Below are 25,193 nucleotides of genomic sequence, written 5' to 3' on the forward strand. Positions count from 1 at the left end.
AGTGGACTGTTCGTATCACCAATTTGGTGAAGCAGCTGCCTCATTAGCTGAGGAATCATAAAAAACCAAAGAGGTGAAAGAAATGAATCCGGAACAAATTGGATTCGCGTTGTTGTATATCGGTGTTTTTCTTCTAATAGGGAAGATCATTCGTTTGAAAGTAAAGGTCTTACAGAACTTATTTCTACCTTCCTCCATTATCGGTGGATTTGTCGCATTGCTTCTCGGGCCACAAGTGCTAGGGAAAATTATGCTGAACTTCGTTTCTGAAGATCATTTTCTCGCAAATGGAATTATGACAGGAACCATTATAGAAGTATGGTCAGCATTACCAGGTTTAATGATTAATGTTGTCTTTGCATCACTATTTCTTGGAGCAACAATGCCAAAGCTCCGCGATATTTGGACATTCGGTGGTCCACAGCTAGCATTCGGTTGGGCGATTGGCTGGGGGCAATATGTGATCGGTTTACTTGTCGCCATTCTAATCTTAACCCCATTCTTCGATATACCGGCAATGGCTGGGGCGCTGATTGAAGTAGCGTTCGAAGGTGGTCACGGTACGGCTGCAGGTATGGCAAGTACATTTGAAGAGCTCGGATTTGAGGAAGCATTTGACCTCGCTATCGGTCTAGCGACGGTAGGTGTGCTTTCAGGTGTTATCTTCGGTATTATACTGATTAACTGGGCCGTTCGAAGAGGTAAAACAAAAGTAATCAAAGACGTGAATGGCTTCTCTGATCTTCGTAAGCAGGGCATTATGGAATATCAAAATCGTGAACCAGCGGGTAAAATGACGACTCGTCCTGAATCAATTGAACCTCTATCGTTTCACTTATCGATTGTGATGCTTGCGATTCTGATCGGTTGGTTAATTCTTCAGGGGTTAATTGGTCTAGAAAGTATTACGATTACAAACTGGACAGGCTCAAGCTTCATGAAGTATATTCCGCTATTCCCGATCGCGATGTTCGGTGGTATTATTCTTCAAGTCTTTTTCAATAAGAAAGATAAATATAATCTTGTCGATCGCCGTATGATTAATCGTATTCAAGGTCTTGCGCTTGATGTGTTAATCATCACAGCCATCGCAACAGTTTCCCTTGATGTCATCGGAGAGTATCTCGTGCCATTCTTAATTTTGGCTGTAGCAGGAATTGCCTGGAACTTATTTGGCTTCCTTACACTTGCTCCAAAAATCATTCCAGACTACTGGTTTGAACGAGGGATCGGTGATTTTGGTCAATCAATGGGTGTTACAGCAACAGGATTGCTACTGATGCGAATTGTTGACCCTGATAATGAATCTCCAGCATTTGAAGCATTTGGTTACAAGCAACTCGTCTATGAGCCGTTCCTTGGCGGTGGACTAGTAACGGCGCTATCTGTACCATTCATCGTTCAATTTGGTGCGGTAGCTGGCCTGATTTTCTCGATCATTATGGTGATCGTAGGAATCGTTTCAGGTATTTTCTATTTTGGTAAAGGAAAGCATATTAAGAATAAATAAAAGCGCTGTTGAGAAAGACCATCTCTGTTCGAAGGAGATGGTCTTTAGTTTGTGTAAAAATGAAAAAACGAATAAAATGATAGAAAATCGGTTAGGGAGGTGGAGAATATGGAGGAGTTAACGCAGGCCGTTTGTGAAAAACGCATTTATACGGAGGAAGCCAATACACATGAGCATATGTATGGTCAATTTTTATTTCCGTTAAAAGGGTTGCTATCAATGGAAACAGATAACGGTATGTTAGAGCTTGATAGGAACCATGCATTCTATTTAGCCCCATCTCGTCGTCATACTTTTTCCTCCTCTTCCTGCAACGAATGTCTTACATTGGATATCCCGAGTCATTATTTCTCTGGTTCCCTCACAAGCTTAGAGGAACAGTATATTGATTTAAATGAACAATGGAAATCAATCCGATATTTGCTTTTAGAAGAGGCGTATCAAGATCGTTCTTCAGTGGCTTTAACTCAATTAGTACGATTCATTGGCACAAAGCTAAAGAAGAAACGGTATGCTTCTGTTCAATACATTCATGATCACTATGCTTCAAAAGTGGACCTAGAACTCTTAGCGAAAATCGAGCATTATCATCCATCGTACTATTCAGCCTGGTTTAAGAAGGTAACAGGTAAAAAAGTAAGCACTTATATCCATCATGTTCGCTTAGAAGAATCCAAACGCTTATTGCTGGAAACGAGCTGTTCGATTACCAACATTAGCCAAGAGGTCGGTTATGAATACCCTTCCTCCTTTACCCGTTTATTCGTGCAATATACGGGATGCTCTCCTCAGCACTATCGAAAGATCATGAAATTGGATAAAAAGGAGCTTCATTCTTGATAAGCATCTCTGAGAAATCTCCCTTATGATAAACATATGGACTTCAGATTCAGAGGGGGAAGAGGATGCAACATAGAAAATCTGTCGTATTGATTATTGTAGGTGCTATGTTATGGGGAACAACTGGTACGGCGCAATCTTTTGCGCCGCTTGCAAGTCCGATTGCGATTGGAGCGATTCGTCTTGCATTTGGCGGATTAACCCTATTAGTGCTTTTATTCGTTCAAAGAAAACTGTTGATAAGCAGTAAATCGATTCCGTACATTATCGCCGCATCTATCGCTATGGCCGCTTACCAACCACTTTTTTTCTCGGCTGTTTTACAGACAGGTGTGGCGATTGGAACAGTGGTAGCGATTGGGAGTGCGCCGGTTTTCTCAGGGATACTAGAATGGCTCATACAAAGGCAAATTCCGGGGAAAAAGTGGTGGCTCTCCACCGCCCTTTCTATTCTCGGCTGTGCTTTATTAGTCTCCAATGGAGATAGTATACGTGTAGATCTCATTGGGATCGTTATGGCGCTTGGTGCTGGACTATCTTTTGCTGTTTATACATTAATTAGTAAAAGGTTGGTTAGAACGTATTTACCTGATACTATTGTTGCAGTTGTTTTTACACTAAGCGCTCTCATGCTGTCGCCACTTCTCTTTTTCTATGATCTGTCGTGGCTTCTAGAGATAAACGGTCTATTAGTTGCCCTCCATTTGGGTATCTTAGCGACCGGGTTAGCTTATCTATTGTATGCAAGAGGATTAGTAGGAGTATCGTCTGCTACAGCTGTAACGCTCTCATTAACAGAGCCCTTAACCGCCTCACTACTCGGCGTTTTAATTGTAGGAGAGGTACTTTCCCTTATGTCTTGGATCGGAATCGGGTTACTATTTAGTGGGTTAACGATCTTATCGCTTCCTTCGAAAAAGCGGCATCGGGGCTCTCTATCTCTATGAGAGCGAATATAAATTTCCATTCATTTTCTCGGTGTAAAACCTTACTATTGAAAGAGCTTTAGAAAAGAAAGTTGATGTTGAAAAAAATCCAACTTGAGAGTCTCAAAAATGAGAGGCTCTTTTTTTGTGAATAATTTCTTGATCAATTAGAAATTTATACCTATTCCCTGTATAATTAACAGAATATATCGAATTCTCAACATGTCATTTAAACTCTCACAAAGGAGGCATCAATCCATATGGCCACTTCCCATAATCGCCTTCAACCAAAAACCATAACCCCGCCTTCGCTCCAAGATATTTGGATCGCCAAGAAGCGCATTGCATCATTTATTAAAACAACTCCTCTTGTTCAATCAGAAAGACTTTCAAGTGTAAGTGATACAGCGGCTTATCTTAAATTAGAAAACCTTCAGGAAACAGGTTCGTTTAAATTACGAGGAGCAGCCAATAAGATTCTGAGTTTGTCAGAGGAAGAACGGAAGAAAGGTGTTACGACGTTCTCTACCGGTAATCACGGATTAGCGGTTGCTTATGTAGCAAGGCAGCTTGGAGTGAAAGCACATATTTGCATCTCGAATCGCGTTCCTATAAATAAAGTAAAGAAGCTTAGTGAGATGGGAGCGGAAGTTAGGCAGGCTGGTCAAAATCAAGATGATGCTGAGGCGTTTAGCTATGAACTGCGTGACCGGGAAGGGATGACGGTCATTAAACCATTCGATGATCCTGAAGTCATCGCCGGGCAGGGAACGATTGCACTTGAACTACTTGAAGCGCTTCCGAACCTCGATACGTGTGTAATCCCTTTGTCAGGAGGAGGCCTTCTATCAGGAATTGCACTCGGATTGAAAGCGACTAATCCGAACATTCAGGTGATCGGGGTTTCAATGAAGCGTGCAGCTGTGATGTACGAAAGCATTCGCGCGAATCGTCCAGTTATTATGCCTGAAGAAACAACGCTAGCCGATAGTTTACTAGGCGGGATAGGAGCGGATAATCGATACACGTTCATGATGGTGAGGAATTATGTGGATGATATCGTGTTGCTTTCAGAAGAAGAGATTGCGCGTGGCATGTCCTTTTTATTCCGACACCATCAGATTGGAGTTGAAGGAGCTGCAGCAACAGCTGTTTCAGTCCTTTTACATAAAAAAACGAGAAAGATAGGGTTGAGAACAGCGGCGCTTGTAAGCGGGAGTAATGTGGATGTTGACCGTTTGCTTGAGATCATTTCCACACATAAGGGTGATGAAATTGGCTGTTAATCTTAGTGAAATTACATCGTTAGCAATGCTTGCGGATGCAAGAGTCCTTTCTGGCAAGGCTCATCTTGAACAGAAACAAGTCGAGTGGGTCTCAGTGATTGAGACACCTGTTGAAAATTTTGTGCGTCAGCATGAGTTTGTTCTTTCCACTGGCGTGGGACTTGGCAACGATTCAGATGCTTTGCTTCGTTTTGTCCAGGATGTTTATGAATCAGGCGCGTCAGCCCTTGCCCTTGCAACAGGTCGACATTTATACGATATTCCAAAGCGAGTGATTTCCTTCGCAGAACAGAGGGATTTTGTCCTTATTGAAATGACCTGGGAAATTCGGTTTTCCGATGTTATTCATTCTTGTATGGAGAAAATTAATCACTATCAGCAGGAAGAGCTGAAGCGATCAGAAGAGGTACAGCAACGTCTCTTAGAAATGGTTCTTCAAGGCGGAAGCTGCTCAGATATAGCTCGTTATGTTCATAAACATCTTGGTTCTCCTGTCCTGATCACTGACCTTTTAGGAAGAGTGAAAGGCAAAGCAGGGTGTACCACTGAACATGTTACTCATTGGCAACGCCACTGTGAGTGTCATGTGACCGTTGTTCATGATGGAAATCTTCATCCTCTTCATAAAAAAATGGAGAAAATCGTCATTGGCGATACTCCTGGGCTGTTGATGAGAATTCAGTCTGCAGGTAAGGAACAGGGTCAAATGGTGATATTTTCCGTCAATCATCCGAACAATTTGGATACGAATCTTCTTGAGCATGCCACGACTGCTGCAGCCCTTTCTTTTCTAAAAGATAGCGCGATCGAAGAGACAGAAATGCGATTAAAGGATGATTTTATTCTTAGTTTAGCAAATGGAGAATTTGTATCAAAAGAGCGTCTTCTTTCGAGAGGGAAGCTTCTCGGATATAACCTCACGCTCCCTTATGTTTGTGTTGTAGGAGAGCTGGATAATCTGGAGGAGCTGTTCAGAAAGAATAAAGAAGGATTTGCTTCGTATCAACACTGGTTTGAAAGCATGATCTATTATGTGAGCGAGGAAATTCTTGTTGCTGGAGAAACGATTCAGAAGAGAATTCTTACCACCGTTCAAGAATCGAAGCTACTTATCTTTCTAGAAACGACTCCTGGAACGAATGAACTTGTGAATCAATACCTCGACTTATTGGAGAGGAGGTTGAGTCGATTGCTTCCTGGAGTCTTGCTGACGTGGGGGATCGGGCAGCATGGTGATGGCGTAATTGTTTTCGAAGAGAGCTACAGTAAAGCATGCGTAGCACTAGAGCTTGGAAGAAAACAAAAAGGCGCGGGTAGTCGAATTGATTATGAAGATACGAAAATCAATCGGTTGTTGCAACGTCTCTCGTACGATAAGGATGTGCAGGAGGTTACGATGTCAACGATCACCCCGCTCGTTGATTACGATGAGAAGCGGAAGATGGATCTTATCGGTACGTTCACTGCCTATCATTTAAATAATGGGAACGTAAGTCAAACCGCTCGAAAGCTCAATCTTCATAGGCAGTCTCTTCTGTATCGACTACGAAAAATTGAATCGTTGACAAGGCTATCTTTAATGAATCCTGATGACGTGTTTTTACTTGATTTAAGCATCAAAATTTGGTCGGTTGGGTTAAGAGATTCCGACGTTTTAAAGGAGGGACGCTTTTGACTTCCACCGAATTAAGTCATGATCACTTGAAGCTGAATGAATTAAGCTATATCAAGATAAATGCGTTTCTGCTTCTAGCTATTATTCCGCTATCAATCATTGGCTACTTTCTAGCGGTATCGGACGAAACGTTGTTTTTTGTTTACGAGTGGTCCCTTGTTGTCCTACTTTCTTGTACTTTCCTATTGTCGATTGTTACTGCTTTCGTTTACAAGAGCTCATTAATATGGCTATCACTCTCTTTTTTAGCTTTCATTTTTCAGTTTGCAGTGTTCTGTCTGTTTCTAGGCCCTTACACATTTTATCCGCTGTTCTTTGCTTACTATGCAGTGGCTACTATTTCGATTATTGTTTCGATCATCACTTTTAAAAAAGGTCTACCTTATAGGTTTATTACGGTGATTTTCATGGTTGTAACGGTCATTATGACATTTTATATGATGCTATTGCACAGTCTATGGGGGGTGAACTGGATTTAGGAGCTGTCTTATTTGAACATACTTTAAACTTAATGGAGGCGAATGAGTGATGGCGACTGCCAAAGGCAAGTTACTTCAGGAGTTTAACGAAGCATTTATACGAGGGAATAAGGAAATTGTTTTAAATAGTGTGACTGAAGATATTAAGTGGAGTATGGTAGGCGAAGATGAAATTATTGGAAAAGATGAATTCGAGAAAGCGTTTCAGGAGATGCCTCGAGAAGGAAAGACTGAGTTGACCATTAAGACGATCATTACGCATGGCATAACTGCAGCAGTTGAAGGAACAATTCATACAACGAATGACTTAGAAGAGAAGAAAGTCTATGATTTCTGTGAAACCTATCGATTTAATAAGTTCAAGGATGGAAGAATTAAAGAAATAACAACTTATATCATTGAAGTAAAATCGTAATGTTCAGAAGGTGGTACCCGGGCGGAGGTACTGCCTTTTTTGTTTACAAGAGAACTCTCATGATTAAAATTGTCTAAACCGAAAAGGTAAACTTCATACAATTTAGCGGATGTCTTAAAAACCTCCTGTTAGGTATGATGAATGTAATTAATTAACTAAATATTCAGAAATAAAGCGGTGGGAGGGGGAATGATCTCGATGCAATCATTTGAGATGAGTGAATTTCAGGAGCGGATTCAGCGCACGAAGAGACGGATGGAAGCGGAAGGGCTTGAAGTGTTGTTGATCACTGATCCAGCAAATATGAATTATCTCTCTGGTTATGACGGTTGGTCCTTCTATGTTGATCAAATGGTCGTTGTCATCATTGATGAAGAGCATCCGCTCTGGATCGGCAGAAAAATGGATGCGAATGGTGCGAAAGCGACGACGTGGCTCTATCGTGAGAACATTATTTCCTATACGGATGACTATGTTCATTCAGACGTCAAGCATCCAATGGATTTTGTAGCAGATATCTTAAGGCAAATTGGTCAGGGTAATCGCGTCATTGGTGTGGAGATGGGGGCTTATTATTTCTCAGCTCTCGCGTTCGAACATTTAAAAAAGGGGCTGCCGAATGCGGTTTGGAAAAATGCGACGCTGCTCGTCAATCATGTGAGGATGATCAAGTCAGATCAGGAAATTGCGTACATTCGCAATGCGGCAAGACTTGTTGAAGGTGGCATGACAAAGGCGATTCAGTCCATTGCAGAAGGGGTTCGAGAATGTGATGTGGTTGGTGATATATATCAAAGTTTGATTCGTGGTACGCCTGAGTTCGGCGGTGATTATCCTGCCATTGTGCCCATGCTCCCTTCTGGTGAAAACACATGTACACCGCATCTAACTTGGACCGATAAAAAGTACCGAGATAAAGATCTCGTTATTATTGAGCTGGCAGGCTGTTATAAACGATACCACTGTCCAATGGCTCGAACGGTATCGATCGGTCCTCAGGAGGATCGAGTGAATGACATCGCAAGTGTTGTCGTTGAAGGCTTGAATGAAGCTCTTGCATTTGCGAAGCCAGGCGTCACGTGCGAGGAAGTGGAGGAAGTTTGGCGCAGAACGATTGCGAAGTACGGTGTTATCAAGGATTCTCGGATTGGTTATTCCATGGGGCTGAATTATCCTCCAGATTGGGGTGAACATACGGCGAGCATCAGGCAGGGGGATCGAACAGTATTGAAGCCGAATATGGCTTTTCATATGATTCCAGGAATCTGGTATGACGATTTTGGTATTGAAATTAGTGAGTCTTTTTACGTCACTAATTCAGGCATTGAGGTGCTGGCAAACATGCCGCGAAAACTAATTACCGCAACAAATCTTTTTGCGATGGATAATGATGCGGTGTAGGAGTGATGTGATGATTCTTTTAACAGAGGAAGAGATTCGAAAGCATGTTGTTCTGAATGCGGAGACCATTCAAGTAGTGGAGGATGCGTTCACGAGTTTTGCTACAAAGCGAGTAGAGATGCCTCCGATTATGCGGATCGATATTCCTTCTTACAACGGAGAAGTTGATGTGAAATCAGCTTATGTGGAAGGACTAGATTATTTCGCGATCAAAGTATCAACGGGTTTTTTCGATAATTACAAACGAGGATTACCTAGTGGAAATGGTCTCATGATGCTTTTTCACTCACAAACAGGAAAGCCTGAGGCGCTCCTTCTCGATAATGGTTATTTAACGGATATTCGAACTGCAGCAGCAGGGGCAGTGGCGGCGAAGCATCTTTCAAGAGAAGACGCACGAACGGCAGGAGTTATTGGATCAGGAAGTCAGGCGCGCTATCAGCTTGAGGCGATTTCGCGCGTACGTCAAATTGAAAGAGTACTAGTGTATGGGCGGAAGGAAGATAACGTTGCGCGCTATATGAAAGACATGGAGGCTGGGCTTGGGATAAAGGTTGAGGCAGCGAGCGCGGAAGACGTTGTACGGAATAGCGATATTGTTGTGACAACCACCCCTGCGACAACCCCGATTATCAAAGAGGAATGGCTGCACAGCGGCCTTCATATTACCGCGATGGGATCAGATGCCCAAGTGAAGCAGGAGCTTGAAGCGGGAGTTCTAGAAAGAGCGGACCTTCTTGTATGTGATGTGAAAAATCAATCTCGTAAACTAGGAGAAATTCACCATGCGGTTGATCAGGAACAAATGATGAAGAAGGCAGTGGAAATTGGTGAGATTACGGCGGGGCGTATGAAAGGCAGAGTGACTAACGAGCAAGTAACGGTATGCGATTTAACTGGAACGGGTGTCCAGGACACAGCGATCGCTCTGTATACGTACAACTTGCTTAAGGAAAAGAAAGCATGGGCATCCATTCACTAGTTAGAAAAAGGAGATGACGAAGATGAAGAAAACAAACAATGGAACAAAAGCGGTATGGGCAGGGGAAAAGGATTATCTTGTACATGGGGCCACTCAGGTTCCGGTCGTTCTTAGTGTAGCTTATGGGTATGACGATATGGACGAATGGTATGAAGTGGCGGTTGGAAACAAGAAGGGACATATTTACGGACGAAATACGAATCCAACTGTTCAGGCTTTTGAAGACAAAGTGAAAGCTCTTGAAGGGGCTGAGTCAGCTACTAGCTTCTCGACGGGAATGGCCGCTATCAGCAATACACTCTCGACTTTTCTTTTGCCTGGCGACCGTATTGTATCCATTAAGGATACTTATGGAGGTACGAATAAAATCTTCACCGAGTTTTTGCCAAGGTTAAACATCGAAGTGGTGTTATGTGAAACAGGAGATCACGAGATGATTGAGGAGGAAGTGGCAAAGGGATGTAAGATTCTCTATCTCGAGACACCAACAAATCCAACGGTAAAAATTACGGACATCAAGCGCATGGCGAAAGCAGGTCACGATGTTGGTGCACTTGTCGTTGTAGATAATACGTTCGCTACGCCAATTAATCAAAATCCGCTGGAGCTCGGTGTTGACCTCGTTCTTCATAGTGCAACGAAGTTTCTCGGTGGCCACGCCGATGCACTTGGGGGCGTCATTTGTGGAAGAAAAGAACTGATCGAGAAAATCTACCACTACCGAGAAATCAATGGAGCGACAATGGATCCGATGGCCGCGTATCTCCTTTTAAGAGGTATGAAAACATTGCATCTAAGGGTGAAGAAACAGTGTGAAAACGCAATGAAGGTTGCGAGATATCTCCAAACTCAGGAGCTTGTAGAAGCTGTTTTTTACCCGGGGCTTGAAACGCACCCAGGCCATGAGATTGCAAAGAAACAGATGAAGGATTTCGGAGGAATGTTCAGCTTCTCTGTGAAAGGCGGGGTTGAAACGATGCGTCAGTTACTTCCGAAACTAAAATATGCCAACCGAGCGGCGAATCTCGGGGCGGTGGAAACGACAGTAGGACCTTCTCGTACAACGAGCCATGTTGAATGTACGCCAGAAGAGCGGGCACTCATGGGTATTCCAGAAGGTCTCGTCAGATATTCAGCGGGAATTGAGGATGTTGAGGATTTGATTGCTGATCTTGAACAGGCGTTCCAATCCGTATCCAGCGAGGCGAAGGTGTAGACAGAAGGCAAAGGAGGGACGGTCATGGCGCCGAAGCATACGGAAATGGAGCGAGCGGAGGCGATGAAGGAGGAGTTAGTTAGATTCCGGCGAACGCTTCATGCGCATCCTGAACTGAGCTTTCAAGAGAGGCAAACGGCTGAATTCGTTGCTACGACTTTACGAGAAATAGGTGTGCCTCATATTCACGCGTGTGGGGGGCATGGAGTGGTTGGAACAATTAGTGGAGGAACAGGCCCAACCATTGCCATTAGAGCGGACATAGATGCCCTCCCCATTCAAGAATCAGGTACTCACAACTATCGGTCGAAGTACGATGGCGTGATGCACGCCTGTGGTCATGATGCCCACACGGCGATGCTACTTGGCGTTGCAAAGCTGCTTGTTGAGGATCTGCGTAATGGAATTCTTCAAGGTACGGTGAAGCTCATTTTCCAACCTGCTGAAGAAGCAACGGATGAGAGCGGCCTTTCAGGTGCTTCTTATATGATTTTGGATGGGGTGTTAGACGACGTGGAAGCAGCTGTTGCCCTTCATGTATGTCCATGGCAGCCGGTAGGTGTTATTCAAGTAAATGATGGAGAAAGCATGGCGAATGTCGATATATTTGAAGGAGTGATAACTGGCTCAGGAGGTCATGGGGGATATCCGCATATGGGATCGGATCCGATCTGGATATTATCTTCTGTGCTTCCAGCGCTCTATAGCATTGTGAATCGTCGCATTTCGCCCCTTGAGACAGCAGTGGCAAGCATTGGTGAGATTCACGCTGGCAGTGCTAGCAACGTTATTCCAGATGAAGTTAGGATAGTTGGAACATTTCGGTCTTATTCTTCAGAAGCGAGAGAGAAATTAACCATAGAGCTTGAAAAAGCATTTAAGATAGCGGAGGCACTTGATGGGACATATGAGTTTCATGTTGAGCATGGCGAGCCGGCTCTCAGAAATTCACCGCGCGTGAATCGCATCATTGAAAAGGTTGCGACTGAGTTAGATCCAGAAATGGAAATTGCGCGCGGACCATTTGGCCTGGGCGGTGAAGATTTTGCCTATATGGCAGAGCGAGTGCCGGCAGCGATGTTTTTCCTTGGTAGTGCAATAAGAGACGGGATTAGTAGAGAGCTTCATACACCTATATTTGATATTGATGAACGATGTCTTCCGATTGGAACAGCGATTCTAACGAAAACAGCGCACGAAATGCTTCAAACAATCTAAACGGAGGTGTCACAAGTGGCGCATCGCATCGCCTTCATAGGCTTTGGGGGAGTTGGTCAGGGACTCGCCGACATTATTCAAAATCAAGGTAATGAACTTGTTGAAAAAGAAGGGCTGGAGCTTAAAGTAGTCGCCATCTCGGATATGATGAAAGGTTCTCTTTAGCATCCAGAAGGTCTTGATCTCAAATTAGTTAAGGAAACGTTGAATTCCACAGGATTGCTTCAGTCTTATCCTAACGAACCTGGACTTATTAGAGGGCTTGATAGTATGCAAACGATCAAGCAGTCAAATGCGGATACGATTGTCGAAGTAACGTTTACGGATGTGAGGACAGGGCAGCCTGCGATTGATCACTGTAAGGCAGCATTTCAAGCAAGAAAAAATGTCGTTACAACAAATAAAGGACCTATTGCACTAGCGTATCGAGAACTGAGTCAGCTTGCGAAGAACAACGGAGTGTTTTTTGGATTTGAAGGAACCGTTATGAGTGGAACTCCAGCTCTCCGAATGCCCCTTACGACGCTCGCTGGAAATGATATTTCCGAGATAAGAGGGATATTTAACGGGACATCCAATTATATGTTAACTCGAATGGAAGAAGGTTTATCGTTTCAAGATGCATTAAAAGAAGCGCAGAATCTTGGATTCGCTGAAGCTGATCCAACGAACGATATTGAAGGATATGACGTTAGATATAAGACTGTTATTCTAGCAAATTATGTGATGGGCGCATCTTTGGCAGTGGAGGAGGTAGCCTGCAAAGGTATAAGTCATTTAACGAATCAGGATATCGTGGATGCAAAGCGAGACGGGGAACGGTGGAAGCTGTTAGGAACGCTAAAGAAAGGAAAGAATGGCGTCACTGCAACCGTAGGACCAGAACGGCTACCGCTTACTGATCCTCTTGCTACGATTAGTGGTGCAACGAACGCGATTACGTATGAATGCAGTCTTGCTGGGCCGATTACTTTATCAGGGGCAGGAGCTGGAATTAAAGAAACGGGCTTCTCGCTATTAATCGATTTAATTCACTTTCATCGGGAGAAAAAAGCGGTCACTACCTAATGGGAAGGATGGATGTGAGGATGACGACGCAAACGGCTGTTCAGGGCATGTATCTTGCAGGGAAATGGACGACGAGAGAGGCAAAGATTGAAGTGTTGGATCCGCATGATCAATCTCTTATTTGCAGTGTTCCTTCTGCATCTGCTGAAGATATGCATCATGCCATTAACGAAGCGAAAATAGGAATGAAAATCGCTGCTGAGCTTCCAGTTCATAAGCGAATGACGATCCTTCACAGAGCTGCTGAGTATGTTGATGAGAATCGAACACGTTTTGCTAGAACCATTGCAATGGAAGGTAGTAAAACGATCAGAGAAGCAAGAGGAGAGGTTCAGCGTTGTATTGAAACGTTGAGATTATCAGCTGAAGAGGCAAGGCGAATTAACGGGGAAACGATCCCATTTGATCAGCGTCCCGGCAGTGAAGATCGACTTGGTTACTATTTTCGCTTTCCCGTTGGCATTATCGGAGCCATCACGCCGTTTAATGATCCTCTAAATCTTGTGGCGCATAAGATCGGACCAGCTATTGCAGCGGGCAATGCGATCATCGTGAAACCTGCTACAGTGACTCCGCTTAGCGCGCTTCTTCTAGCGGAAGCATTCGACAATGCTGATCTTCCACACGGAGTACTCTCTGTCATTACCGGAAGAGGGAGTGAGATTGGAAACGTGCTTGTGACACATCCTGACGTTCGTATGATTTCATTTACCGGTGGCCTAGAAACAGGTGAACAGATTACACACCAAGCAGGTTTAAAGAAAATCAGCATGGAGCTAGGCTCGAATTCCCCGGTAATCGTATTGAATGATGCGGACCTCGAACATGCTGTAAAGGCAACCGTATCAGGCTCGTTTTCGGCAGCTGGGCAAAATTGCATCGGCGTTCAACGCGTGTATATTCAAGAAGGAATCTATGACGTTTTTGAAGAACTGTTTGTTAAAGAGACGGTGGCTCTGTCTGTTGGTGATAAAATGCTTGAAACGACTGACATGGGGCCGATGATTAATGAAAAAGAAGCGATAAGAGTGGAAGCGTGGGTAGGTGAGGCACTGGAGCAAGGGGCGAATCTCCTTACTGGCGGTGTGAGAGAGGGGGCTTATTATACACCAACTGTCCTTACGCACGTTCCTCAGGATTGTATGATTGCCAAGCAGGAAATTTTCGGACCTGCTGTTCTTCTTTACCCTGTCAGTGATTTGGATGAAGCCATTGATCTAGCAAATGGTGTGAACTATGGATTACACGGGGGGATTTTTACTGAAAATCTCGAAAAAGCCTTTGAAGCCATAACCCGACTGCAAGTAGGTGGGCTAATGATTAATGATAGCTCAGATTATCGAATTGATGGAATGCCCTTCGGTGGGATTAAAGGTTCAGGAATCGGGCGAGAAGGTGTGAAGAGCTCCATTCTTGAAATGACAGAGCCACGAGTCGTTAGTTTTAAGCTGAAACATCGAATGAAAGCTTAAGTAACTTCAGTCAGGGAAGGGGGGATCCTTCTCTGACGGTTTAGAAAATTTTCTGTGCTTAATGGGCAGTTCCCCACTAATTGACCGACTTCATTTCAAGTGATTTTGGAAGCGGGGTACTACCCTTTAAGGATAGAATACGAAGAATGATACAGACCACACGTCCATTTAATGAAGGGGAGAAGCATATGAGTTCGAATTACAGAAATCCAGTTTTCTGGGTATCCGCGCTCGTCATTACACTGGTTGTCGTTTGGGGAGCTGCTGCTCCAGCTGGATTTGCGAAAATTGCAGGTTCGGTTTTTAATTTTACGACGAATGCATTTGGCTGGTTGTACTTAATCGCGGTCATGTTCTTCGTCGTATTTTGTTTATACTTAGCTCTAAGTAAGTATGGGAAAGTTCGTCTTGGTAAAGAAGACGAACGTCCAAAATATGCCTATTTCACTTGGATCGGCATGCTCTTTAGCGCTGGATTTGGCGTTGGACTTGTTTTCTGGGGAGTGGCAGAACCGATGACTCATTTCGGTACCCCTCCAACTGGTCTGGGAGTTGAAGGCGGGACAGAAGAGGCTGCTCGGACAGCGATGCGCTATTCTTTCTTTCATTGGGGCATTCATCAATGGTCGGTTTTTACCGTTGTTGGTCTTGTGATGGCATACTTTCAATATAAAAAAGATCGCGGAGCACTTATAAGCTCAACGATCACTGTGAAAACGCCGAAGAAAAAGGCGAGCTGGAAAACAATCGTGAATACGCTTGCTGTTATTGCGACCGTTATGGGTGTTGCGACATCTCTTGGGATGGGAATTCTGCAAATTAACGGCGGTTTAAATTATATGTATGACCTGCCGCAGAATGCAGGTGTTCAACTGATCATAACCGGCATTCTTCTTGTGCTCTATCTCTTTTCATCGACAACAGGACTTGATAGAGGGATTAAATACTTAAGCAACCTGAACCTGGGGCTTGCTCTGGCACTCATGCTATTTGTACTTATACTTGGACCAACCGTCTTTATTTTTGAGAGCTTTACCGTTGCGATTGGTGATTACATCCAAAACTTTGTTGAGATGAGTTTCTATATGACACCTTACCAGGGTGGATCATGGGTCAAAGATTGGACCATATTCTACTGGGCATGGGTGATCGCATGGTCGCCTTTTATCGGTTCCTTTGTTGCGCGAATCTCAAGAGGTAGAACCATTCGCGAGTTAATTTTCGGAGTGCTGATCGTACCTCCATTTATCGCGATGGTTTGGATCGCTGTTTTCGGAGGAGCTGCCTTGAACATGGATCTATTCGGCGGTACGGCTATTACCGCTGCTGTTAGTAACGATGTCACGAGTGCGCTATTCGTTACGCTAGAACAGTTTCCGTTAACAACCGTTTTGTCAGGTCTTTCGATTTTCTTAATCGCTGTCTTTTTGGTTACATCTGCTGACTCGGCAACCTTCGTATTAGGGATGATGACATCGAAAGGAAGCATGAACCCGTCGATGGCGTCGAAGATCGTCTGGGGAACACTTATTGCTGCTATATCTGTCGTGCTCATTATTAGCAGTGGTCTTCAAGGGCTCCAAACCGCTTCACTCATCTCAGCTCTACCATTTACCTTTATCATGATTCTAATGTGTAGAGCGCTATTTATTTCCCTTAGAAGGGACCATAAGGAAAAGGTAAAGGAAAAGGAACGCTCTCTGATCGAAACGACTTCTGCACAAATTGCTGCTTCCAAGCAGGAAGACGATCATTAAGACTTCCTAAGCTCTAGTCTAGTAAAATAGTACAAAATTCGACCTCTTTTATTAGAATCTTCTAAACTATTGTTTAAATATCGTAAAAATCGGTTAAACTGTAATTAATCGCATAGAAAACGTTAACACGTTTCTATAAATATGAATGGAGGATTGGATGATGGAGAATCGAAACGTCTACCAAAATCAGATTTCGGAAAAGAGACAGGAAATGGTCGAACAGCTCATCGCACACATCAATGCTTCCAGTATCGAACAAAAACAAGACATTCTAAAGAAAGAAATTGACCAGGCCCTTGATTCTCGTGACCGTAAGTCATTCATGCAGCTAACCGATCGCCTTAATTCACTCACATAATGAAAAAGTTGGTATATATTCCAAACCGCTCGCTTATAATCTAGTATTCAAACACTCTGGAGGAGATGTAGATGCTAGATTTGGCAGCGGTTTTTTATGTTGTGATGGACTGGATGACCGAAAACAAAGGGTACAAACTTCAATCAGTCTTTCTCTTCGGTGGGCTTGGTCTATCTTTTGTAACTTATTTCTTATGGTACTTAAAAAAGGGATACAAAACGGTATGAAGTAGGAAGATGAAATGATCTGATAGGGAACTTAACAGCTTATTTCCGCGGAAACATCACTTAATTACGTGAAAAATAAAAAGACACCCCGCAGGGCATCTTTAAAAAGGAATCCTTATCTCCTTACTATTCGTGATCGTTTCTTTCTGGTCATCGAATACGTTGCTCGTGTGGATGGTAATCGATTCGAGATTCTCAACGTCAGTTTCGTTCAATACGAAACCGAGCTGACCGATCCGTTCTTCACCCGGAGCAAAATCTCCGTAAAGACTCTCCAAGTAAAAATCATCATCGTATCCTTTTTTCTCTCCATCACTCGTTTCAAGTAAGGAAACAGGGGCGAAGTTAACCGTTTCATCCGATGTGTTTTTCACATTGACCCGAACCTTCACATAGTTGAATTTCTCTTCATCCGTAGAATATCCGTGGAAAAAATCAATCAAGTCAGGGGAGGGCTCGTATTTCATTACTTTAACATCTGAAATGGTTAACTCAACATCACCAATTTCTGTTTTCTCGTTATAATCAGAAACAGCTTTTAACTTAATGGAACCGTCTGCATCCTGGAATGTTTGACCAACTTCTGTTAGCGAGCTGTCGTCAGGCGCCTGAGGGCTGTCGATTACACTAGTATTCTCTTCTTGTTCACTTTTCGTTTCAGGCTTTTCGGTAGTTGTAGAATTCTCTGTTTGTGATTCCGCACCCTTATCAGCATTGTTCGCTGCACACCCTCCGAGAAAAAGGGAGGCTGATAAAAGCGCAACAAGTACATAATTCACTTGAACCAAACTCCTTCATCAGTAAGAAAAGTCCCGCTGCATTTAAAGCAACGGGAGTTTCTTCCTTATTTGTCTTTCTTGTGGTGATCGTTGTCATGGTCACGATCGTCATCTTTCTCGTGATCGCCTTTCTGTTTGGCATTTAGAAGATCCATCACCAATTGCCCTGTTTCATTATTGTCGTGAAGACCTGCGAACTTTTCAGATTGTGGACCGTAAGCATAGACGTTCACGTCAACACCAGTGTGTCCGCCAGTTGTCCAGCCAGTACCTGAACGGAGATCAAAGATTTTTTCAATGGCATTGTCAATTTCCACAACGTCATTCGTTTCAGTGGCTTTTTTGACAGAAGCGATTTCTTCAGATGTTAAGTCAAGATCGATGTTTTCAGTAAGTGTTTTCTCAACATCAGAGCCATCAGCGATCTGTGCTGCCATGTAGTCAGGCGTCTTTTTCGCTGCTTTCAGTGGGGCAGGATCCCATTTGTATTCACCGTCACGTCCCATTGCGAAGCCACCAGTAGAGTGGTCAGCCGTTGTAACGACGAGCGTATGCTTGTCCTTTTTCGCAAATTCAATCGCTGCTGCGTAAGCTTTCTCGAAGTCTTCCATTTCACTCATCGCTGCCACAGCGTCGTTATCATGACCAGCCCAGTCAATTTGACTACCTTCTACCATAAGGAAGAAGCCATCCTTATCTTCACTTAAGCGGTTAAGCGCGGCATCTGTCATTTCTTCAAGAGATGGTGTATCTTCTGTACGGTCGATTGCTTTATCCATTCCTTTTGGAGCGAAAAGGCCAAGGATTTGTTTGTTCTTATCTTTCTTAAGCTCATCCTTCGATGTTACATAGCTGTAGCCATCTTCCTGGAATTCTTCTGTTAGGTTGCGATCTGAGCGCTCGAAGTAAGAGGTTCCTCCTCCAAGTAGTACATCTACTTTATGCTCACCGTTAATCATCTCATCATAGTAATCGTCAGCGATGTCGTTGTAGTTGTTGCGATCTTCATCATGCGCACCAAACGATGCTGGCGTTGCATGGTTAATTTGAGAAGTAGAGACAAGACCAGTTGCTTTCTTATTTTCCTTAGCTTCTTCTAGAACCGTCTTTACTTCATTTTTGTCCACGTCAACGGAAATCGCGCCGTTATAAGTTTTCACCCCTGCAGCCATGGCCGTTCCTGCTGCAGCAGAGTCCGTGACGCTTTCTTCAGGATCCCATGAATACGTTTCTTGAGCGCCTACTAGATACTCATCAAAAGCTGTTTTTTCCATATAAGGTGTTGTTTTATCATCCATAAATGAGCGGTAAGCCGTTGTATAGCTCGGCCCCATACCGTCACCGATTAAGAAAATGACATTCTCGATTTCATTCTTATTTTTTTTGCTGTTATCGGATTTAGCTTCTGTATCTGTAGACACACCAGCATATCCTGCAACGGCTAATGATGAAATCACAGCGAATGGAATGAGTTTCTTTTTAACATTTTTAGTAAACATGTGTAGGTTCCCCCCGAATCATTTTTTCTCACAGCCCATAGTCTACGTGATAGATTTGAAGTGAATGTTAATAGATTGTAAGGATGCTATTAAGAAAATCGGGATTAAATAACTAGTCGTAATAAGATAGTGACCTGCGAATGACCGAATAAACTTGCGGTTTCGAGACTATTTTCACAGAACTAGTTATTTGAAGAGTACTTAGGAGTTAAGCGAATAAAGTAGTCAAGGACGGTTTCAAACTGTTAGAATTATCTTAATAATGAAACAGTTGGAGGAATGCTAAATGGATTTACTTATGAACGATTCTGTTATTTATGATTTTAATAAGTCTCATAAGCCAGTAAAAGTTGTTCCATCAGGCGCGACGATAGAAATTGTGACGTATGACTGTTTTGAAAATCAGCTTCAAACCGAAGAAGATGAGATTACCGGGATTGATTGGAACCGAGTGAATCCAGCGACTGGGCCAATCTATGTGAATGAAGCAAAACCTGGAGATGTGTTAAAGGTGACGATTGAAAAGCTCGAGATTGGAGATCAGGGTGTTATGGTCGTTGGACCGGAGCTTGGTATTATGGGGCACCGTTTGAAAGAGATGGAGTCTAAGATTATTCCTATTCAAGATGGCGTAGCCCACTTCAATGGCCTTATGATTCCGCTCAATCCGATGATCGGAGTGATTGGAGTTGCGCCTGAAGGAGAAGGCATTTCTTGCGGCACCCCTGGGGCTCACGGTGGAAACATGGATAACAAGATGGTAACAGAAGGAGCCGTGCTGTATTTCCCAGTATTTGCGGAAGGAGCACTGTTTGGATTAGGTGATTTCCACGCGGCAATGGGGGACGGAGAAGTCAGTGTATCGGGCATTGAAGTGCCTGGAAGAGCGACCGTTAAGCTTGAAGTGTTAGAGGGAGAGCCACTGGTTCAACCAATGTTAGAGAACAAAGAGGTTGTTACACAGATTGCGTCTGCCGACACATTGGATGATGCCGTGAAGCTTGCGACAGAGCTAATGGTTGAGAGGGTTTCTGAAAAAACAGGCATGTCCATTGGGGAAGCGACGATGCTGATGAGTGCTGTTGGTCAGGTGGAAGTCTGTCAGGTTGTGGATCCATTAATGACAGCTAGGTTCGCTGTACCGAAATGGCTAGAGAAGCAGCTTGGCGTGCGCTTGATTTGATTCGACAGCGTTCGGGCGGATTCGGGTGGTGCCTGTCACTCGTAATGTCACGTAAAACAAAGCTTACGATCTTGTCTCTCATTGGCGCTCTTGTGCTTTTCTTCGCTATCATCACATGGTTTTACCCTTATTCTTCTCTTAGTTTGCATCGATCAATCTCCTACAGCCCGGATCCTTATCTTGTAGAAGATTATACAGAGAAAATGAATGGATTAAGCAAGAAGTATGCTGAAGGTTCAGGGGATGATCCTACAATGGATCGACTTCAATATATTTTGCAGATGTACGACCAAGAATGGCTTATGAGTGAGAAGGCGGTCATCATGACGAAAGAGGGTCTTGATAATGTAGCTTTTGATGTCAAGGAAGCGAGAAATGTATTAATCGATTTGTCTTTTGAAGAGACGTATTCCGCCGATGTTAAGAAACAATTGCGCCTTTCTATTGAGAACTGTCTTGCGATTGAAGAAAGTGTAGAAGAGCTAAAGAATGCGAATTTTTTAACTCGAGATTTAGCGCAAATTCAATACGGTAACCTTCATGGTACGTTTGATAGTAGCTTGAGGACACTGGAAACGATGTATGCTAGGTATGAAAGGGAAATAGAAGAAAGCGAATAAACAAAAGCAATGCTTATGCAGCATTGCGTTTGTTTGATTCATTTCCATTGAAACGATGCACGGACAGCGTTAAACTAAATCTAATTACATAATGTGACACATTTCGGCGTAAGGCGGGCGGTGCCTGTCACCTGCCGAACAAAATAGGAGGAATACGATGGTACGTTTTGGTGTGGTTGGGACGAATAAGATTACGGATAATTTTCTCGCGGGGGCAAATGAGCTTAGCGAATTTAAGCTAACGGCGGTTTACTCTAGAACAGAAGAGAAGGCGCAGGCGTTTGCTGAGAAGCATGGGGCAGAAGCGACGTTTACGAGTCTCGAGGAGATGGCTAACAGCGATGTGATCGACGCGGTCTATATCGCGAGTCCGAATTCGCTTCATGCAGAGCAGTCGGTTATTTTCATGAATGCTGGGAAGCACGTGCTTTGTGAGAAGCCGATGGCGTCAAATAAGCGCGAGGTTACACAGATGGTTGAGGCTGCTTCTCGGAATGGGGTTCTTCTTATGGAAGCAATGAAGTCAACTGTTATGCCAAACATGCAAATGGTGCGAGAGAACCTGCATAAGATCGGACAGGTACGTCGCTTTGTTGCAAATTACGGTCAGTATTCATCTCGCTATGATGCTTATAAAGAAGGAACGGTGTTAAATGCCTTTAACCCGAAATTCTCCAATGGTTCACTGATGGATATCGGTGTATATGGTGTGTACCCCGTTGTCTCAATGTTAGGAATGCCACAGTCGATTAAAGCAGAAGGCGTTATGCTTGAGTCTGGCGTTGATGGAGAAGGTAGTATTTTGCTTAGATATGAAGACAAAGAAGCGGTGATCATGTACTCCAAAATCACAGATTCTCATCTTCCGTCCGAAATTCAAGGAGAGAATGGTAGCATTCTAATCGATAAAATAGGTTCACCGCTTGATGTGAAAATCCACTATCGAGATGGATCAATTGAAGATCTCTCACAGACCCAGTCTCATACGATGATGTATGAAGCGAAGGAGTTCATTGAGCTCATTCAGTCTGGGCAACTGGAGTCTTCGATTAATTCACACGAAAATTCTCTTCGGTCAGTGGAAGTCATGGATGAGGCACGTAAGCAAATCGGAGTCGTCTTTCCGGCTGATCAACGTTAAAAGAATCAGATCTTTAAATTCCTAGCCTGGCATGAGCGTATTCCGCCTAATGCCAGGCTTTTTTTTATCAAGCAATGCTAGGTAGTACGGTGGTTTTTGTGATTGTGTTAAAAAAATTAGTAAGCCTTTTCATCCAGCCCGTTTGAACTAGTTTCAAAAGGGTACGATATTAATAGACTAGAAAATAATGGAGGGATGAAATTGGCTAGTAAATATGGAGAAGTTGTTCAAGAATCATTAAATGCACTACTCGAAGATGAATCGTTTTTACCAAATTTCAAGGATGAAGATCGTGAGAATGCGTTCAAGTCGCTTGAATCGATTCTCTCTACACCGAACCAAATTCAAAAATCATTTCTTCGCGTTCCTCTTGAGAACGGCAAGATTTTACGAATTCCCGCTTTCCGAGTACAGCATAATAATGCCGTCGGCCCGTATAAAGGTGGTATTCGATTCCATGAAACAGTTGAAGAGGATGAAGTGATTAACCTTGCAACGCTGATGACGCTTAAGAATGCGCTTCACGATGTGCCATTTGGTGGAGGAAAAGGCGGCGTTGTGATTAATCCTCGTGAGTTCTCGGAAAAAGAATTACATACGATTTCGAAAACGTACGTTCAAAATTTTTGCGATATATTAGGTCCGGATAAAGATATTCCTGCACCAGATGTGGGAACAGGTGAACGAGAAATGGACTGGATGATGGGCGAATACAAAAGCATACATCAAGGACGTCCTTATCGCGGAAGCTTTACAGGAAAAAGTCAGGTGAACGGTGGATCGCTTGGTCGAAGAGAAGCGACAGGAAAAGGGGTTTACTATACGCTTCGTTACATGCTTCATAATTTTGTGAAGGAGAATGAAGAGTGGTTTAAGAAAAATGATAACCGTTTTGCGAAGACGGCGCTTGAGCATTCGAAACGCCCGCTCACAATTGGGATTCAAGGGTTTGGTAACGTAGGTTCCGTAGCGGCATTGGAATCCTACAGCTGTAACTATTTAGATACTAAAGTTGTAGCGGTAAGTGATCGCAACGTTACACTTTATAATGAAGACGGACTTGATGTGAAGGCTCTTATTGAATTCACTTCGAATCATGACGGTGATTTGCCGACAACGGATGAAGCACTAAGTCAACATAATATTAAAGCAGACATTCAGGATCGCGAGGATGTGCTTTATCTTGACACAGATATTCTCATTTTGGCTGCACTTGAAGATCAGATTCACGATGACAACGTCGATAAAGTGAAAGCGCGCATGATTGTTGAAGGAGCGAATGGCCCGATTACCCTTGGCGCCGACCGAAAGCTTAGTGAAGATGGTGTGCTCGTTATTCCAGATATCCTGGCGAATGCCGGCGGTGTTATCGTATCGTATTTTGAATGGCTACAAGGAAGAGAAACACAGTTCTACAGTGAAGAAGAAGTATTCTCGCTTCTTTTTAAGAAAATGAAGGAAACGATGGACGAAATTTATCCGCAGTTTTTCAGTGACCCTTTTGCCCTTAGACAGAATTGTTATATTCACACCGTGATGAAGCTTTCGAATATTCTTTATCGTCATGGGAAGCTCTATTAATTTAGGAAGAGAGCCCTCTGTTATTTTCGACGGAGGGCTTTTTTCATTTTTTGATGCCTTCATTCGCGAGTAGATTGTGTCTTCCTTCTCACAAAAAAATACGAGATGAAAATAATCGCCATTATCCCAATGCTAATAAATAGCCCTATCCGTTCACTTTCTTGAAATGCAGCCCCAGCTATGACGATGAAGATGAGAACAACGCCGAGAATGGAGGTGAAGGGCGCTCCAATCATTTTAAAGTATCTTTTCTTCGTTGGTGTTTCAATGTAATGGCGGCGGTTTTTGATTTGGGAAGAGAGGATGACCACCCAGTTTAGAATCAACATAATCCCTGCTGCTGTTGTTAAGTATTCATACACTTTATCGGGTAACACGTAAGATACGAAAATCATGATGCCGAGTGCGATAGCATTCAAGGCCAATGCCCGTGTGGCGACGCCCTTTTTCGTGTGTTGATCAAGTAATTTAGGAGCATCTCCAGCGTGACTAAGAGAGACAAGCACCTTCGTAATGGAAAATAAGGCTCCAACCATAGTGGAAAAAGCTGCGGTGATTAAAATGATCGTAAATATCGATCCGATAAAAGGAATTTGAAACTGCGAAAGGGCGGTGACAAATGGGCTTTCCTCTTCGCTAATCACCGTCCATGAAACCATATAGAGAATAAAGAAAATCGATAACAAATAAAGAACGGTCAGAATCACAACGGTAGCGAGTCCTGCTTTGGGTGTTTCATCTTTATGTTTAAGCTCACTCGACATTAACCCTACGACCGCAATCCCTCCAAAAGAGAAGAGAACGAAGATCATCGCAGACCATGTACCCATTAAGCCGTTTGGAAAAAGGGAGATCATCTTCACTGTCTCGGTTTGAACAGAGGACGCTGGCGCAACTACATCAAATAAAAACAGTAAGCTAAAGCCAATAAATCCGATGAGTGTGGCTAACTTCACAACGGCAAACAACGATTCTAGCGTGCTGAAATTGTTCACCCCTAAGAGATTAATCCCTATGCCAAGTGCTGTATAGAGGATCATCAATAGCCAGAGCGGTGCAGACGGGAACCAATACTGGGTGAAAAGCCCTAGCGCTGTAATTTCACTCGCCATAATGAGCAAGCCTGACACCCAGTACATCCACCCGCTCATAAAACCCATTGAATGACCGAAAGCCATTTGAGCATACTTTCTAAAAGAACCCGTCTCATTGTCATGAACAGACATCTCAGCGAGTGCGCTAAAAACGAGGAAGGCGATAATCCCGGCAATTAAGTAATCGATAAGAACAGAAGGACCTGCTCGTTCAATGGATAGACCGGTACCAAGAAAAAAACCAGCTCCGATAATGGAACCTATTCCAATAAGCGTTAATTGCCACCAGTGAAGCTGGTGATCATCGCCTTTGTTCGCTTTCTTTTCCTGAGCACGCTGAACCGTTTGCTGAACAATATGTTCATTTCTCATACGGACTACCTACTTTCTCAATCAAATGAATCACCCTATTACTACTATCTTGAGAAAGAAACTGATAAAATATCCAACAAGACATAATGTGACA

General features: G+C 43.4%; 22 protein-coding genes and 1 pseudogene. 20 read left to right on the forward strand and 3 right to left on the reverse strand.

Annotated elements, in window-relative coordinates:
* The first annotated feature begins 82 nt into the window (after positions 1-82).
* The 16 genes and pseudogenes from IQ283_RS13035 to IQ283_RS13110 all read left to right on the forward strand — a co-directional run bounded on the left by IQ283_RS13035 (position 83) and on the right by IQ283_RS13110 (position 16,830).
* On the forward strand, positions 83-1,510 hold the full coding sequence (locus IQ283_RS13035) for a sodium/glutamate symporter (protein ID WP_194220575.1): 1,428 nt from the start codon (positions 83-85) through the stop codon (positions 1,508-1,510).
* Positions 1,511-1,618: 108 nt separating this feature from the next.
* Positions 1,619-2,350: an AraC family transcriptional regulator gene (locus IQ283_RS13040; RefSeq protein ID WP_194220576.1), complete on the forward strand. Its 732-nt coding sequence runs from the start codon at positions 1,619-1,621 to the stop codon at positions 2,348-2,350.
* Between the two features lie 65 nt (positions 2,351-2,415).
* Positions 2,416-3,297 carry an EamA family transporter gene (locus IQ283_RS13045; protein ID WP_194220577.1) on the forward strand — a complete coding sequence of 294 codons (882 nt, stop codon included), beginning with the start codon at positions 2,416-2,418 and terminating at the stop codon, positions 3,295-3,297.
* A 239-nt stretch (positions 3,298-3,536) separates the two neighbouring features.
* A complete protein-coding gene (locus tag IQ283_RS13050) occupies positions 3,537-4,562 on the forward strand; it encodes a threonine/serine dehydratase (protein ID WP_194220578.1) in 1,026 nt (341 codons plus the stop codon).
* Positions 4,552-6,237 carry a PucR family transcriptional regulator gene (locus IQ283_RS13055; RefSeq protein WP_194220579.1) on the forward strand — a complete coding sequence of 562 codons (1,686 nt, stop codon included), beginning with the start codon at positions 4,552-4,554 and terminating at the stop codon, positions 6,235-6,237. Before IQ283_RS13050 ends, IQ283_RS13055 begins: the two co-directional genes overlap by 11 nt.
* A complete protein-coding gene (locus tag IQ283_RS13060; protein WP_242057343.1) occupies positions 6,234-6,716 on the forward strand; it encodes a hypothetical protein in 483 nt (160 codons plus the stop codon). The genes IQ283_RS13055 and IQ283_RS13060 overlap by 4 nt, the downstream gene beginning before the upstream one ends.
* Positions 6,717-6,765: 49 nt before the next feature.
* Positions 6,766-7,131 (forward strand): nuclear transport factor 2 family protein, encoded by a 366-nt coding sequence (locus tag IQ283_RS13065; protein WP_194220580.1) that lies wholly within the window; start codon positions 6,766-6,768, stop codon positions 7,129-7,131.
* 198 nt (positions 7,132-7,329) lie between these two features.
* Positions 7,330-8,532 carry a M24 family metallopeptidase gene (locus tag IQ283_RS13070; RefSeq protein ID WP_194220581.1) on the forward strand — a complete coding sequence of 401 codons (1,203 nt, stop codon included), beginning with the start codon at positions 7,330-7,332 and terminating at the stop codon, positions 8,530-8,532.
* Positions 8,533-8,542: 10 nt separating this feature from the next.
* Positions 8,543-9,514 (forward strand): cyclodeaminase, encoded by a 972-nt coding sequence (locus IQ283_RS13075; RefSeq protein WP_194220582.1) that lies wholly within the window; start codon positions 8,543-8,545, stop codon positions 9,512-9,514.
* A 13-nt stretch (positions 9,515-9,527) separates the two neighbouring features.
* Entirely contained in the window at positions 9,528-10,730 is a 1,203-nt protein-coding gene (locus IQ283_RS13080; protein ID WP_322098377.1) for a cystathionine gamma-synthase family protein, read from the forward strand.
* A 24-nt stretch (positions 10,731-10,754) separates the two neighbouring features.
* On the forward strand, positions 10,755-11,948 hold the full coding sequence (locus IQ283_RS13085; protein WP_194220584.1) for a M20 metallopeptidase family protein: 1,194 nt from the start codon (positions 10,755-10,757) through the stop codon (positions 11,946-11,948).
* Positions 11,949-11,963: 15 nt separating this feature from the next.
* Positions 11,964-13,016: pseudogene (locus IQ283_RS13090) on the forward strand (homoserine dehydrogenase).
* A 20-nt stretch (positions 13,017-13,036) separates the two neighbouring features.
* On the forward strand, positions 13,037-14,488 hold the full coding sequence (locus tag IQ283_RS13095) for an aldehyde dehydrogenase family protein (protein WP_194220585.1): 1,452 nt from the start codon (positions 13,037-13,039) through the stop codon (positions 14,486-14,488).
* 188 nt (positions 14,489-14,676) lie between these two features.
* Positions 14,677-16,245, forward strand: coding sequence for a BCCT family transporter (locus IQ283_RS13100; RefSeq protein ID WP_194222223.1), 1,569 nt, complete (start codon positions 14,677-14,679; stop codon positions 16,243-16,245).
* A gap of 160 nt (positions 16,246-16,405) precedes the next feature.
* Complete coding sequence (locus IQ283_RS13105; protein ID WP_194220586.1) at positions 16,406-16,603, forward strand: IDEAL domain-containing protein; 198 nt, start codon at positions 16,406-16,408, stop codon at positions 16,601-16,603.
* A 71-nt stretch (positions 16,604-16,674) separates the two neighbouring features.
* Positions 16,675-16,830, forward strand: a complete 156-nt coding sequence (locus tag IQ283_RS13110) for a hypothetical protein (protein ID WP_194220587.1) — start codon at positions 16,675-16,677, stop codon at positions 16,828-16,830.
* Positions 16,831-16,931: 101 nt separating this feature from the next.
* Here the strand turns inward: IQ283_RS13110 and IQ283_RS13115 are convergent, their stop codons facing one another.
* Together IQ283_RS13115 and IQ283_RS13120 are read right to left on the reverse strand one after the other, a co-directional pair.
* Positions 16,932-17,609, reverse strand: coding sequence for a DUF4352 domain-containing protein (locus IQ283_RS13115; RefSeq protein ID WP_194220588.1), 678 nt, complete (start codon positions 17,607-17,609; stop codon positions 16,932-16,934).
* A gap of 65 nt (positions 17,610-17,674) precedes the next feature.
* Positions 17,675-19,108, reverse strand: a complete 1,434-nt coding sequence (locus IQ283_RS13120) for an alkaline phosphatase (protein WP_194220589.1) — start codon at positions 19,106-19,108, stop codon at positions 17,675-17,677.
* A 286-nt stretch (positions 19,109-19,394) separates the two neighbouring features.
* Here IQ283_RS13120 and IQ283_RS13125 point away from each other — a divergent pair, with 286 nt between their 5' ends.
* The 4 genes from IQ283_RS13125 (at position 19,395) to IQ283_RS13140 (ending at position 23,633) form a co-directional block, all read left to right on the forward strand.
* On the forward strand, positions 19,395-20,291 hold the full coding sequence (locus tag IQ283_RS13125) for an acetamidase/formamidase family protein (protein WP_194220590.1): 897 nt from the start codon (positions 19,395-19,397) through the stop codon (positions 20,289-20,291).
* Complete coding sequence (locus IQ283_RS13130; RefSeq protein WP_206759461.1) at positions 20,255-20,911, forward strand: hypothetical protein; 657 nt, start codon at positions 20,255-20,257, stop codon at positions 20,909-20,911. Before IQ283_RS13125 ends, IQ283_RS13130 begins: the two co-directional genes overlap by 37 nt.
* 157 nt (positions 20,912-21,068) lie before the next feature.
* A complete protein-coding gene (locus tag IQ283_RS13135) occupies positions 21,069-22,052 on the forward strand; it encodes a Gfo/Idh/MocA family protein (protein ID WP_194220592.1) in 984 nt (327 codons plus the stop codon).
* Positions 22,053-22,253: 201 nt separating this feature from the next.
* Positions 22,254-23,633: a Glu/Leu/Phe/Val family dehydrogenase gene (locus tag IQ283_RS13140; protein ID WP_408962596.1), complete on the forward strand. Its 1,380-nt coding sequence runs from the start codon at positions 22,254-22,256 to the stop codon at positions 23,631-23,633.
* Positions 23,634-23,692: 59 nt separating this feature from the next.
* Here IQ283_RS13140 and IQ283_RS13145 read toward each other — a convergent pair whose 3' ends face one another.
* On the reverse strand, positions 23,693-25,099 hold the full coding sequence (locus IQ283_RS13145) for an amino acid permease (RefSeq protein ID WP_194220594.1): 1,407 nt from the start codon (positions 25,097-25,099) through the stop codon (positions 23,693-23,695).
* Positions 25,100-25,193: the final 94 nt, after the last annotated feature.

The sequence above is a fragment of the Pseudalkalibacillus hwajinpoensis genome, assembly GCF_015234585.1.
Classification (GTDB): Bacteria; Bacillota; Bacilli; order Bacillales; family Guptibacillaceae; genus Guptibacillus; species Guptibacillus hwajinpoensis_B.

Excerpts from the sequence above, each read along its gene's own strand:
- IQ283_RS13035 (WP_194220575.1), top strand. The coding sequence starts at position 83 with ATGAATCCGGAACAAATTGGATTCGCGTTGTTGTATATCGGTGTTTTT.
- IQ283_RS13040 (WP_194220576.1), top strand. The coding sequence starts at position 1,619 with ATGGAGGAGTTAACGCAGGCCGTTTGTGAAAAACGCATTTATACGGAG.
- IQ283_RS13045 (WP_194220577.1), top strand. The coding sequence starts at position 2,416 with ATGCAACATAGAAAATCTGTCGTATTGATTATTGTAGGTGCTATGTTA.
- IQ283_RS13050 (WP_194220578.1), top strand. The coding sequence starts at position 3,537 with ATGGCCACTTCCCATAATCGCCTTCAACCAAAAACCATAACCCCGCCT.
- IQ283_RS13065 (WP_194220580.1), top strand. The coding sequence starts at position 6,766 with ATGGCGACTGCCAAAGGCAAGTTACTTCAGGAGTTTAACGAAGCATTT.
- IQ283_RS13070 (WP_194220581.1), top strand. The coding sequence starts at position 7,330 with ATGCAATCATTTGAGATGAGTGAATTTCAGGAGCGGATTCAGCGCACG.
- IQ283_RS13075 (WP_194220582.1), top strand. The coding sequence starts at position 8,543 with ATGATTCTTTTAACAGAGGAAGAGATTCGAAAGCATGTTGTTCTGAAT.
- IQ283_RS13080 (WP_322098377.1), top strand. The coding sequence starts at position 9,528 with ATGACGAAGATGAAGAAAACAAACAATGGAACAAAAGCGGTATGGGCA.
- IQ283_RS13085 (WP_194220584.1), top strand. The coding sequence starts at position 10,755 with ATGGCGCCGAAGCATACGGAAATGGAGCGAGCGGAGGCGATGAAGGAG.
- IQ283_RS13095 (WP_194220585.1), top strand. The coding sequence starts at position 13,037 with ATGACGACGCAAACGGCTGTTCAGGGCATGTATCTTGCAGGGAAATGG.
- IQ283_RS13100 (WP_194222223.1), top strand. The coding sequence starts at position 14,677 with ATGAGTTCGAATTACAGAAATCCAGTTTTCTGGGTATCCGCGCTCGTC.
- IQ283_RS13105 (WP_194220586.1), top strand. The coding sequence starts at position 16,406 with ATGGAGAATCGAAACGTCTACCAAAATCAGATTTCGGAAAAGAGACAG.
- IQ283_RS13110 (WP_194220587.1), top strand. The coding sequence starts at position 16,675 with ATGCTAGATTTGGCAGCGGTTTTTTATGTTGTGATGGACTGGATGACC.
- IQ283_RS13120 (WP_194220589.1), bottom strand. The coding sequence starts at position 19,108 with ATGTTTACTAAAAATGTTAAAAAGAAACTCATTCCATTCGCTGTGATT.
- IQ283_RS13125 (WP_194220590.1), top strand. The coding sequence starts at position 19,395 with ATGGATTTACTTATGAACGATTCTGTTATTTATGATTTTAATAAGTCT.
- IQ283_RS13130 (WP_206759461.1), top strand. The coding sequence starts at position 20,255 with ATGGCTAGAGAAGCAGCTTGGCGTGCGCTTGATTTGATTCGACAGCGT.
- IQ283_RS13135 (WP_194220592.1), top strand. The coding sequence starts at position 21,069 with ATGGTACGTTTTGGTGTGGTTGGGACGAATAAGATTACGGATAATTTT.
- IQ283_RS13145 (WP_194220594.1), bottom strand. The coding sequence starts at position 25,099 with ATGAGAAATGAACATATTGTTCAGCAAACGGTTCAGCGTGCTCAGGAA.